The sequence below is a fragment of the Streptomyces sp. NPDC001027 genome (assembly GCF_040299045.1).
In the GTDB taxonomy this organism is placed as follows: domain Bacteria; phylum Actinomycetota; class Actinomycetes; order Streptomycetales; family Streptomycetaceae; genus Streptomyces.
Genome location: NZ_JBEPBI010000275.1, coordinates 1 through 9,836, shown reverse-complemented (window position 1 = coordinate 9,836; position 9,836 = coordinate 1). Strand labels below are relative to the sequence as shown.

Annotated in this window: 6 protein-coding genes; 5 read left to right on the top strand and 1 reads right to left on the bottom strand. The window is 72.9% G+C overall.

Translation table 11 applies throughout. The features are described 5' to 3' along the window. The 4 genes from ABT300_RS37605 to ABT300_RS37590 all read left to right on the top strand — a co-directional run. On the top strand, positions 1-1,620 hold a 1,620-nt coding region (locus tag ABT300_RS37605), incomplete at its 5' end, for a ricin-type beta-trefoil lectin domain protein (RefSeq protein WP_351685817.1). Positions 1,621-1,895: 275 nt separating this feature from the next. Further along, a complete protein-coding gene (locus ABT300_RS37600; RefSeq protein WP_351685815.1) occupies positions 1,896-3,536 on the top strand; it encodes a streptophobe family protein in 1,641 nt (546 codons plus the stop codon). Positions 3,537-3,567: 31 nt separating this feature from the next. Beyond that, on the top strand, positions 3,568-4,290 hold the full coding sequence (locus ABT300_RS37595) for a response regulator transcription factor (protein WP_351685819.1): 723 nt from the start codon (positions 3,568-3,570) through the stop codon (positions 4,288-4,290). Beyond that, the gene (locus tag ABT300_RS37590) at positions 4,287-6,035 is read left to right on the top strand and encodes a sensor histidine kinase (RefSeq protein ID WP_351685813.1); all 1,749 of its coding nucleotides are present in this window, start codon (positions 4,287-4,289) and stop codon (positions 6,033-6,035) included. The genes ABT300_RS37595 and ABT300_RS37590 overlap by 4 nt, the downstream gene beginning before the upstream one ends. 50 nt (positions 6,036-6,085) lie before the next feature. Here the strand turns inward: ABT300_RS37590 and ABT300_RS37585 are convergent, their stop codons facing one another. Continuing rightward, positions 6,086-7,015 (bottom strand): alpha/beta hydrolase, encoded by a 930-nt coding sequence (locus ABT300_RS37585; protein ID WP_351685811.1) that lies wholly within the window; start codon positions 7,013-7,015, stop codon positions 6,086-6,088. A gap of 459 nt (positions 7,016-7,474) precedes the next feature. On the opposite strand from ABT300_RS37585, the gene ABT300_RS37580 reads away from it, so the two are divergent. Beyond that, positions 7,475-9,733, top strand: coding sequence for an MMPL family transporter (locus tag ABT300_RS37580; protein WP_351685809.1), 2,259 nt, complete (start codon positions 7,475-7,477; stop codon positions 9,731-9,733). The last annotated feature ends 103 nt before the right edge of the window (positions 9,734-9,836 follow it).

Genomic DNA, 9,836 nt, shown 5'->3' with positions numbered 1-9,836 from the left:
ACCATCGACGGGTTCGGCGCCGCGTTCACCGACACCTCGGCGTACCTGCTGCAGAACAAGCTCGACGCCGCCACCCGCGACCGGGTGATGCGCGATCTGTTCACCCGCGGCCCGGGCATCGGACTGTCGCTGATGCGCACGCCGATGGGCTCCTCCGACTACACCGCCACGCCGGCGTCCAGCCCCGGCACGTACTCCTACGACGACAACGGCGGCGTCGCCGACCCGACCCTGGCGAACTTCTCCACCGCCCACGACGACGCCTACGTCATCCCGATCATCAAGCAGGCCCAGGCGCTCAACCCGTCGATGAAGCTGTTCGCCAACAACTGGAGCCCGCCGGCCTGGATGAAGACCACCAACACCATGCTCGGCCAGGGCAACGGCACCCTGCGCTCGGACATGTACGGGCCGCTCGCGCAGTACTACGTGAAGTTCCTGCAGGAATACCAGGCCAAGGGCGTCAACGTCTGGGGCGTCACCCCGCAGAACGAGCCGACGATCTCACCGTCGACGTACTCGGCGATGTCGTGGCCCGCGAGCAACGAGGCGACGTTCATCGCGAACAACCTCGCCCCGGCGCTGCAGCAGGCGGGACTGGGCGCCACGAAGATCCTCGGCGGGGACGCCGACCACGTGGACACCAACTACGCGAACACGCTGATGGCCAACCAGGCGGCCCGCGACGCGATGTACGGCACCGCGTGGCACTGCTACCAGAACGACCTCGGCAAGATGACGACCATCCACAACTCCTTCCCCGACAAGCGGATCTACGAGAGCGAGTGCTCCACCGGCCCGGGCATCGCCCCGATGAACGCCGCCCAGCTCGCCCTGGAGTCCACCTTCAACTGGGCCAGCGGCGCCCTGCTGTGGAACCTGGCCCTCGACACCAACGGCGGCCCCAAGATGGGCGTCGGCTGCACCAACTGCACCGGCCTGGTCACCGTCGACCAGGCCACCGGCAAGGCCGCCTACACCGACAACTACTACCAGCTGGGCCAGTTCTCCAAGTTCGTCGTCCCCGGCGCGACCCGCATCGGCTACAGCGACGGCGGCGGCGTCTGGGCGCAGGCCTACCAGAACCCCGACGGCGGTCAGGTGCTGGTCGCCTACAACAACAACTCCTCCGCCACCACGTTCACCACCACCTGGAACAACGCCGGATCGTTCTCCTACACGCTGCCCTCGCACGCCACGGTCACCTTCACCCGGGGCGCGCAGACGGCCGCCGGCCAGATCGTCGGCCAGGGCTCGAACCGGTGCCTGGACGACACCGGCAACGCGGCCAACGGCGTCCAGCAGCAGATCTGGGACTGCACGGCGGGCAACGCCAACCAGCAGTACCAGTACTCGGCGGGGCGTGAACTGCAGGTCGCGGGCAAGTGCCTGGGCGCGTACGGCAACGGCACCGGGAACGGCACGAAGGTCGTCACCTGGGACTGCAACGGCAGCGCGAGCCAGAAGTGGACGTTCCACGCGGACGGCAGCGTCACCAACGACCTGTCCGGCCTCTGCCTCGACGTGACCGGCACGGCCACGGCCAACGGCTCCAAGGTCCAGCTGTGGAGCTGCACAGGGGCCTCCAACCAGAAGTGGTCCGCCTCCAGCGGCGGCTGACCGCGACAGACGGCGCCCGGTCCGGCGTGGCTCCCCCCACGGCCGTGCCGGGCGCACCCCTTTCCCCCGTCGTCGCAGGTTCTGGGAGTTCTCTGGGAGCGTGCGGCCCGTCCGCCCGGGTCCGCCGCCCGACCTGCGGTGATCCCGGAGGCATTCCCAGGAGACTCCCAGAACCTCTCCGGAAGGTGGCAGTCGCGCGGCCCAGTCTGTACCTGCCCAGCGACACGCGGCCTCGCGGCGCGTGCGTCATCGAAACGGAGCGGAGTGCGGCTCGGATGTCTGCTGTCACCGTCAAGTCCAGGCCGGGAGGGTCCGTGCGGACCCGGCCCGGCCGTCCGGAAGGTCTGCTCGAGAACGCCCTGGAGGGAGCGGCGGCCGCGTTGTGCGCGGTGATCGCGATGGTCGCCCTCTCGGCCCTGGCGTTGTCCCTGCTCGACGCGGGTTCCGTCGGATCGTCCTGGTCGCTGGCCCTGACGGTCACGGCCATGTCCGTCGGCGGTTCGGTGGAGCCCGTGGCCGCCTCCTCCGGTTCGTCGGGCTCCGGTCTCGCGGGGTTGCTGGGCGGCGGCCTGAGCCCGTCGATGAGCGGCACGGCCCACGCGATGCCGCTGGGAGTGTCGTTGGCCGGCGCTTTGGTGCTGTGGCTGGTGTTCTCCCGGCGGATGCGGGGCCGGCGGTTCGGCGTCGGCGAACTGGCGGCCCGGACCGCCGGCGCGGCAGCGGCGTCCCTGTGCGCCTTTCTCGTCGTGGCGCACCTCGCCCGGGGCGCGTTCAGGCTCCCGGCGTCGGCGATGAGCGGCATGCGCGGTGAGGACGCCGCGTCCGGCGGCGGGGGGCTCGGCGGGGGCGGCTCGCTGGGCGGCCTGTTCGGCGGCGGCCTCGGCGGGCGTCTCGGCGGCGGTCTCGGCGACCTCGGCGGCGGCCTGGGAGGCGGTCTCGGCGGCGGGGCGTCGAAGGCCCAGGACCTCGTGATGAACTACCAGGTGCAGGCGGGCTCCGCCGCCTGGGGCGCGACGCTCTGGGTGGCCGTGGTCGTCGCGCTGGGCTGCCTGGTCACCCGGCGAGCGCAGCTGCCCGAGCCGTGGGCCGCGAGCCGCCTTTGGACGGCATGGGCCCCGTGCGTCTCGGCGGTCACGCGGATGTTCCTGACATTGACCGTCGTACCGCTCGTCGCCGTGGTGTTCGTCGGGGTCGCCGTCGGCGGAAAGGCAGCGACCGCCGCCGGCGCCGCGATCCTGATGGCCCCGGACGCGGTGGCGGTGTTCCTTACCCTGGGCCTGGGAGCCTCCTGGACCGCCTCGACGCGGCAGGTGCAGAGCGAGGGCGGCAATCCGCTCGCCTCACTGCTGCAGTGGCTCGGAGGCCGGCAGTCCGAAGCCAGGCCCGACCGCGTCGAGAACCTCAGGCACCTGTCCCCGGGCGGCTGGCCGTTGTGGGCGATCGCCCTCGCGCTGACCGTGGTCGCCCTGTCGGTCTGCGGTCACGCGGCGGCGCGCGCCACCGCACGGACGGGATCGCAGTCCGCGCACCCCCGCCCGGGACGCCACGGACAGCACCTCGCCCTCGCCGGACGGCTCGCCGTCGTCATGGCCGTGTTCCTGGGGACGGCGGCCTGGCTCGCACAGGCGGACGGCCGGATCTCGGCCACCGTGTTCGGCAGCCGGATGGGCGGCACGCACGCACAACTCAGCGGCAGTGTGCCGACCGTCGTCGTGCTCGCACTGATCGCCGGCGCGGCCGCCGGCTACGCGGGAAGCCTGCTGTACGGCCTTTACGGGGGGAAGACAGGCCGCTTCCGTAGGGTGGCGTACGAATCCCCGGCCGTCGCGGGCGGCGAGCACCGCGTGGGCGCCCCGGGCGCGGCGGTCCAGGGAGTGGATCGCGGCCCCTTGGAGACACCCGTTGGCAACCGCTGAGCGTTCTTCCCGGCCGCCGGCCCGGCGGGACATCCCGCAGGCCGGCGCCACGGGCGCGCACCTGCTGGTCGTGGACGACGAACCGACCGTGCGGGAGCTGCTCTGCGCGGCCCTGCGGCACGCCGGGTTCACCGTGGCCGCGGCCGGCACCGGGCAGGAAGCGCTGGACGGGGCCCGGGCCGCGGCGCCGGACCTCGTCCTGCTGGACGTCATGCTGCCGGACATGACCGGCTTCGAAGTGATCCGCCGGCTCCGCGAGCGGCAGTCGCCCGCCGGAGCCGCGCGCCAGGGGCACGTCCCGGTCGTGTTCCTCACCGCCCGGGACGACACCCGGGACAAGATCGAGGGCCTGGTCCTCGGCGGCGACGACTACGTCACCAAGCCGTTCGACCTGCAGGAGCTCATCGCGCGCATCGGCGCCGTCCTGCGTCGTACCGGCGGCGACCCCACGGCGCTGCTGCGGGTGGCCGATCTGGAGCTCGATCCGGAGGGGGTGCAGACCACCCGCTCCGGCGAGCCGATCCGGCTGTCGCCCACCGAGTTCCGGCTCCTGCACTACCTGATGACCAACGCCGGGCGCACGGTGTCCAAACCGCAGATCCTCGAGCGGGTCTGGGACTACGACTTCGGCGGCGACACCGGCATCGTCGACACCTATGTCAGCTACCTGCGCCGGAAGATCGACAACGGCGGCCCGAAGCTCATCCACACCGTGCACGGCGTCGGATACGTGCTGCGAGGGCCGAAGGCGTGACCGGCCGACGCATCGGCGCGGGGTGGGCGCGCGCCTCCCTGCGCAGCCGGGTCCTCCTGCTGGCGGTGGCGTTGCTGACAGCCGGGTTCGCGGCGTTCAGCCTCGTCACGGGCAACGCCCTGCGCGCCTACCTGGAAGACCGTCTCGACGCCCAACTCCGCGCCTCCGCCCAGGTGTTCTCGCTACTGCCGCCCAGGATCGCCGAGAGCGGCGCCGGCCGGACCCCGCCGGCGGGGTTCGCCGACTTCAGCACCGAGGTGCTGGGGAACCCCGTCGTCACCTATGTCGCCGAGGACGGGACGACGGTGAGCAGCATCGACTCGCTCGCCGGCCGCAACCGGTCCGGCGACGCCCGCGGCCCGGCGCTGCCGCGCCTGGACGCCGCGTCGGTCGCCGCCCGCCGAGGCCGCCCCTTCACCGTCGACAGCAGCCAGGGCGACGGGCGTTGGCGCGTGATCGCCGTGCCGGCTGCGGACATCAGGGCCCTGCGCGACGCGCTCGGAGCAGCCGCGGCGAAGGACGGCGGCCCCGTGCAGGACGGCGTCGCGGCGCAGGACGGCGCCCTCTTGAAGGACGGCGGCAGCGTGATCGTGTCCACGTCCATGGCCCCGGTGGACGGCACCGTGGACCGGATGTGGCGCGTCTACGAGACGACCGGCCTCGGCCTGCTGGCGCTGCTGGCCCTGGCCGGATGGTTCGCCGTGCGCTCCGGCCTCCGCCCCCTGACCCGGATCGAGCAGACCGCCGCCGAGATCGCCCGCGGCGACCTGTCGCGCCGGGTGCCGGACCTGGCCGGGCCGGGCACCGAGGTCGGCCGGCTCGCCGCCGCGCTCAACGGCATGCTCGGCCAGATCGAGGCGGCTTTCGCCGCCCGCGCCGAGTCCGAGGCGCGGATGAGCCGTTTCGTCGCCGACGCCGGCCACGAACTGCGCACCCCGCTCGCCGGCATCAGGGGACTCACCGATCTGCACCGCATGGGCGCCCTTCCCGATCGCCAGGACGTCGACGCCACCATGTCCCGCATCGCCCGGGAGTCGGACCGCCTGACGCGGCTCGTCGAGGACATGCTGCTGCTCGCCCGGCTCGACGAGCACGCCCTGCGGGCCGGCGAGGACGGGCCGGGAACGTCGACGGCCTTCCCGCTCTCCCTGGACTGCGCCCCCATGGACCTGCGCACCCTGGCGGCGGACGCCCTGCACGACGCACGCGCGCTGGACGTGAGCCGCCCCGTCTCGCTCACCGGTCCGGACGGCGACGGTCCGCCGGCCTGTGCCCCCGCGTTCGCCGACGAGTCCCGCCTACGACAGGTCGTCACCAATTTGATCGGCAACGCCGTCACCCACACGCCGCCGGGAACGCCTCTGCGCGTGGGCGTGGGAACCGTCGGCGACGAGGCGGTCCTGGAGGTGGCCGACCAGGGGCCGGGCCTCACCGAGGAGCAGGCGGCCCGCATCTTCGACCGCTTCTACCGCGCCGACGCCTCCCGCGCCCGCGCCACCGGCGGGGCGGGTCTGGGCCTCGCCATCGTCCACTCCCTGGTCACCGCCCACGCGGGGCGCGTGGAGGTCGACACCACGCCGGGCCGGGGCGCCGTCTTCCGGGTCCTGCTGCCCCGTCAGGCCGAGCCCCTCACGGAACCCCTCGACGAGGCCCGCACGAACCCCCCGACCGAGCCCGGAGCCGAACCCTGCGGCTCCGCGCCGCCGCGGCAGACGGACTCGCGCGCCGACGCCGCGCTCCCCTGAGACAGGCAGGGGCCCCGTGCGCGGGGCCCCTGCCTGCCTGCCTGCGCGTACTACGCCCGCACAGCCGTGGCCCTGCGCACGTGTCCGGCGATCAGGGCGTAGACGTCCCGGGCCGTCTCGGCGTCGCTCTGGTCGTAGCCGTGGTCGGCCCCGGGCACGTCGTAGTGGTCGAGCAGCGCCCCGACACCCCGCAGCCGCTCCGCGTACCGGATGCCTTCCGCGCGGAGCAGGTCGTGCTCCGCCGTGATGACGAAGGCCGGGGCGATGCCCGTCAGGTCCGCCGTGTCCGACGGATGCGCGGGGGAGACCAGCGGGTCGCTGCGCCGACCCCGGTCGGGGACGTACGAGGAGTCGAAGACGTCGGCCATCCACGGGCGCAGCATGGGCTTGGCCGCCGTGGAGCGCTTCTCCCGGGCGTCGGTCGCGAGGTCGAGCGGCGCGTAGTGGATGACCTGGAGCGCGATCGACGGGCCGCCCTTCTCCAGAGCCTGGCGGGCCACGGCCGCGGCGAGGGCGCCCCCGGCGCTCTGTCCGCCCACCGCCAACCGGCTGCCGTCCCACCCGTGCTCGGCGCCGTTCTCGGCGATCCAGCGGACCACGTCGTACGCCTGGTGCGGCGGCGCGGGGAAGGGGTGCTGTGGGGCGACGACGTAGTCGACGTTCACCACCGCCGCTCCCGCCTCCGTGGCGAGGTGACGGCACAGCGGATCGTCCAGCTCGATCGGAGGCAGCACGTAGCCCCCGCCGTGGAAGTTGACGTACACCGGCAGGGGCCCGGCCGCCGGGCCGTCGGGCAGGTACACCACGGCCCGCGCGGGGGCGACGGACGACGGCACGGTCAGCTCGTAGGAGTTGCGGGGGTACTCCGGATACCGGGTGAGGAGGGTGGACGCGAGATACCGGGTGGCCAGCAGGGCGTTGAGGCGTTGCATCGTCCTCGCGGCGACGGAGGCGACTTTCGGCTTGGCGAGAAGGGACATGACGGCTCCGTTCGGAAGGGGTCGCCCAGATCGACGGCGATGCGCGCCGGAGGGGAGCGGCGTCCGCGCGCGTGCGGATCGCCGCGGCGACGCGTTTCAGGGTAGGAGCCGCCGGACGCGTGACCGAGACCCTGCGGGAGGGAAAACGGCCGGACCCGGCAGTACCGCGGTACTGGTCTGCCTCCTCCCCAGGAGGTACGGCGCCGCGGCGTCCGCGTCGGCGGCGGGCTCTCCCGCCACGGCCGTGGGCCGGGCGCGCGGACCGGGCCCGTTCTGCGTACGTGCTTTCGGATGAGTCCGCCCGGTACCCCGGTACCGCCCCGCCCGGCCGTATTCGCTTCCCGGGTGCCGTGGGCGGCCGGAAATCCGCGCCTAGCGTGAGATCCGGGTCGCAGGGCCCGCCGATCTTTCGTCACCCCTTCCGTTGATTTCCCGTGATTTCCAGGTGGGAGTACTCCCGTGGCCACCTTCCTCTACCGGCTCGGCCGGTTCGCCTTCCGGCGACGACGACTCGTGCTGATGCTGTGGATCGTCGTCCTGGCGGCCGTCGGCATAGGCTCCGCGACCCTGTCCGGCAAGACGTCGGACCAGTTCACGATCCCCGGAACCCAGTCCCAGAAGGCGCTCGACCTGCTGGAGAAGGAGTTCCCGCAGGCGTCCGCGTCCGGGGCCACGGCCCGCGTCGTGTTCGAGGCGCCGGAGGGGCAGCAGCTCACGTCCGGGGCGCACCGGTCCGAGGTCGAGTCGCTGATCGCGGACCTGAGGAAGGCCCCGCTGGTGGCGAACGTCACCGACCCCTATCAGAGCCGGCTGATCAGCGCGTCCGGCACGATCACCTACGCGCAGGTGACGTACCGGGTCGCTCAGGCCGACGTCACGTCGCAGGCCCGGGACGCGCTGCACGCCGTCGCCGACAAGGGAGAGAAGGCGGGCCTCACCGTCAGCCTGGGAGGCAACGCCGTCCAGGAGAAGGAGGGGGCCAACGCGGGTGAGCTCATCGGGCTCGCGGTGGCCGCCGTCGCGCTCGTGATCACCTTCGGCTCCCTGCTGGCGGCCGGGCTGCCCCTGCTGACCGCGCTCCTCGGCGTCATCGTGGCCATCCTGTCGATCACCCTCGCCACCGCCTTCGTGGACATGAGCTCCTCCTCGTCGACCCTGGCGCTGATGCTGGGCCTGGCGGTGGCGATCGACTACGCGCTCTTCATCGTGTCCCGCTACCGCAGCGAGATCCGGGAGGGCCACGAACCGGAGGAAGCCGTCGGGCGGGCCCTGGGCACCGCGGGCTCGGCGGTGGTGTTCGCCGGACTGACCGTCGTCATCGCCCTGGCCGGCCTGAGCGTCATCGGGATCCGGATGCTGACCGACCTGGGTGTGGCCGCGGCCTTCGCCGTCGTCGTCGCGGTGTTCGTGGCGCTGACCCTGCTCCCCGCGGTGCTGGGATTCGCCGGGCTGCGGATCATGAAGGGGAACCTCAAGACGCAGCGCATGCGTGCACTGGAGCGCGGCGAGGGCGAGACCATGGGCGTGCGCTGGGCGCGGCTCGTCATCCGCCGCCCGTGGCAGGCGCTCGTCCTGGCGGTGGCCTGTCTCGGCATCCTGTCGATCCCGCTGCTGTCGCTGCGGCTGGGCATGCCGGATGACAGCACCGCCGCACCGGGCAGCACCCAGCGGGTCGCCTACGACACCCTGAGCAAGGGCTTCGGCGCCGGCTACAACGGCCCGTTGACGGTGGTCGTCGACGCCCGCGAGAGCAAGGACCCCAAGGCCGCCGCCCAGCAGACGGGCGCCGTCCTCGGCGCACTGCCGGACATCGCCTCGGTGAGCCCGCCGGTGTTCAACCAAGGCGGTGACGTGGCCCTGATCCGTGCCGTCCCGAAGAGCTCCCCGAGCAGCACGGAGACGATCGACCTGGTCTCCGAGATCCGGGACACCAGTGCCGCCGCCGTCCACCGGGCGACGGGCGCCGAAGTGGTGATCACCGGTACGACGGCGCTCAACATCGACGTCTCCAAGAAGCTCGGCGACGCCCTGTTGCCCTACCTCGCGGTGGTCGTCGGCCTGGCGGTGATCCTCCTGCTGCTGGTGTTCCGCTCGATCCTGGTACCCATCAAGGCGACGCTGGGCTTCCTCCTCAGCGTGACGGCCACCCTGGGCGTCCTGGTCGCGGTCTTCCAGTGGGGCTGGCTCAAGGAGCTCTTCGGCGTCGACACGACCGCGCCCATCGTGAGCGTGATGCCGATCTTCATGATCGGTGTGGTGTTCGGCCTGGCCATGGACTACCAGGTCTTCCTCGTCACCCGGATGCGCGAGGAGTACGTCCACGGCGCCGAGCCCACGGAGGCGGTGGTCGCGGGCTTCCGCCACGGCGCCCGCGTGGTGACCGCCGCCGCCATCATCATGATCTCCGTGTTCGCCGGGTTCCTGCTCGCCGACGCCTCGCTGATCAAGTCGATCGGCCTCGGCCTCGCCTCCGCCGTGCTGTTCGACGCCTTCGTCGTGCGGATGACGATCGTGCCCGCCGTCATGACCCTGCTGGGCCGCCGCGCCTGGCACCTGCCCGGCTGGCTCGACCGGATCCTGCCGAACGTGGACGTCGAGGGCGAGAACCTGCGCCGCGCCCTGGCGGACGGGACTCTGGCGACGGCGGCGCCCGCCGGTCCCGACGCCGACGCCGACGAACGCAGGCGGCTCACCGCCGTGCCCCCCAGCGGAAACTGACCGCTCACCCCACCAGCGACGGCCGGCGCCCCGCCCCCCCCCACACGGGGGCCCGCGCGCGCCACCCCCCGCCCCCCCCCCCCCGGCCCCCCGACCCCCCGGG